Annotated in this window: 3 protein-coding genes; 2 read left to right on the forward strand and 1 reads right to left on the reverse strand. The window is 63.6% G+C overall.

Features of this window, described 5'->3' with window-relative positions; translation table 11 throughout:
• Nucleotides 1-3: 3 nt before the first annotated feature.
• Nucleotides 4-126 (forward strand): LrgB family protein, encoded by a 123-nt coding sequence (locus tag JHD64_RS21070; protein WP_370540995.1) that lies wholly within the window; start codon nucleotides 4-6, stop codon nucleotides 124-126.
• Between the two features lie 202 nt (nucleotides 127-328).
• Nucleotides 329-787, forward strand: coding sequence for a histidine phosphatase family protein (locus tag JHD64_RS21075; RefSeq protein ID WP_059287344.1), 459 nt, complete (start codon nucleotides 329-331; stop codon nucleotides 785-787).
• A gap of 98 nt (nucleotides 788-885) precedes the next feature.
• Here JHD64_RS21075 and JHD64_RS21080 read toward each other — a convergent pair.
• Nucleotides 886-1170: helix-turn-helix transcriptional regulator (locus tag JHD64_RS21080; protein WP_199055558.1), on the reverse strand; the 285-nt coding region annotated here is incomplete at its 5' end.

Raw genomic sequence — 1170 nt, forward strand, 5'->3', positions numbered from 1 at the left:
GGTATCGGAACGGCACGGGTGTTCCAGTTGTCAGAGACTGCCGGCGCTTTCGCCGGGCTGGCGATGGGGCTTAATGGGGTAGTCACCGCCATTCTGGTGCCCTTGCTGGCACCGCTGCTGCACTAGCCGCATAAGTGTTTGTCCGACATGCGGCTGACACAAGCCTGGTGTAGGCTGCGCTGTCAGTCTTGCCGCAGGTGGATGGGCACGGGATGGATAGCGGCAGCGGCGACAGGCGCAGTGCACTGCGATGTGTCGCGCCATGGCCGATGAGCTGGTCCCGCGCTGCAGCCTGGTCAAGCGCCAACAACAATAACGGAGGTAAAAAATGGATCTGATCCTGTGGCGTCATGCCGAAGCGGAAGAAGGTTCTGATGATCTGGCGCGGGCGCTGACCCGCAATGGCCAGCAACAAGCCAGCCAGATGGCCCAGTGGCTGCGCGACCGCCTGCCGGAGGATTTCCTTCTGCTGGCATCGGAAGCCAAACGTTCGCAGCAGACCGCTGCGCTGCTGAGCAAGCGCTTTACCGTCTTGCCGGAGCTGAATCCGGATGCATCGGTCGAGCAGGTATTGAAAGCGGTGAACTGGCCGGAAGCGGGCAAGACCATCGTGCTGGTCGGCCATCAGCCGTATATCGGCCGCCTGTCGGCACAGTTGCTGGGTGAGCAGCCGCTGTTGTGGAGCGTGAAAAAAGGTTCGGTGTGGTGGTTGAATCACCGGGTGCGTCACGAGCTGGAACAGGTGCGCCTGAAGGTGATGATGACCCCGAGCATGCTCAAGCCTTGAGTGTCAGGGCCTTGCCTGCCTGAGATAGCCCCTTGCGAGGGGCTTTTTGCTGTCTGCTGCATGGCCAGTCCCCCCGCCGTCTGGCGGGTGGGGCGAAGTCAGCCGGGCGTATCCTGCTCGCGCAGCTGCCGCCACTCGCGGGGACTCAGCCCGCACTGTGCCTTGAATGCGCGTGACAGTGCCGCTTCACTGCCATAGCCCACGGCCATGGCGATCATCTTCAAGGACTCGCCGCGGCGCAAGGCCTGCTGTGTCAGCCGGACGCGCCAGCTCTGCAGATAGGCGCCCGGCGTGCAGCCGACCGCCTGGCGAAAGCTGCTGGCAAACACGCTGCGCGACATGCCGGCGATGTGGGCCAGCGCATCCAGCGACCATTCCTGCCC

Origin of the sequence: Aquitalea sp. ASV15, assembly GCF_016429115.1 — a bacterium.
Classification (GTDB): Bacteria; Pseudomonadota; Gammaproteobacteria; order Burkholderiales; family Chromobacteriaceae; genus Aquitalea; species Aquitalea magnusonii.

Coding starts and splice junctions, on each gene's coding strand:
- JHD64_RS21075 (WP_059287344.1), top strand. CDS start 329: ATGGATCTGATCCTGTGGCGTCATGCCGAAGCGGAAGAAGGTTCTGAT.